The sequence below is a fragment of the Paenibacillus sp. 01T422 genome (assembly GCF_056398785.1).
In genome coordinates this window covers 1-617 of record NZ_JBFTQB010001520.1, presented here as the reverse complement: position 1 = coordinate 617, position 617 = coordinate 1, and the positions used below count along the sequence as shown (strand labels likewise).

Below are 617 nucleotides of genomic sequence, written 5' to 3'. Positions count from 1 at the left end.
GTCTCTCTCTTCCCCCCAGGCAACTCCCACCCCCGGCAGTTATGTCTAACAAGAACCAATTTACCTTGAAAGAAAGCAAAAATCAGGACACAATTAGGCTCTTCAATGAGACATTCCCTTGATAAAATAATCTTCTGATTCAGCAAAGCACCTGGAAATTCATACTTCACAATGCCCACCAACTTTATTTTTCTACGAATAAAAAAAGTACTTGATCCAAAGATCAAATACTTGGTCCCGATGTAAATCTTAATTTAGTAGCTCAACCCTGGATATAATGGGAATTGCGCTGTCAAATCACTTACCAAACCGCGTACTTTGTTATGCACGGCTTCGTCCGTTGGATTTTTCAATGTTAACGCCACAATTTTGGCGATTTTTTTCATAGCTTCTTGATCCATGCCACGGGCGGTAACAGCTGGCGTTCCGATCCGAACTCCGCTTGTAATCATCGGCTTCGCAGGGTCGAAAGGAATCGCGTTTTTGTTCACCGTTACGCCTACTTCATCCAGTAAATGTTCCGCTTCCTTACCGGTGATGTTAAGACTGCGCAAGTCGATCAGCATCAGGTGATTATCCGCCCCTCCGGATACAAGATTGACGCCTTCTGCCAGTAG

At 44.2% G+C, this 617-nt stretch carries 1 pseudogene; it reads right to left on the bottom strand.

Features of this window, described 5'->3' with window-relative positions:
- Positions 1 to 254 precede the first annotated feature (254 nt).
- Positions 255 to 617 (bottom strand): annotated as a pseudogene (locus AC1DUA_RS39950) (serine hydroxymethyltransferase); the annotation flags it as partial.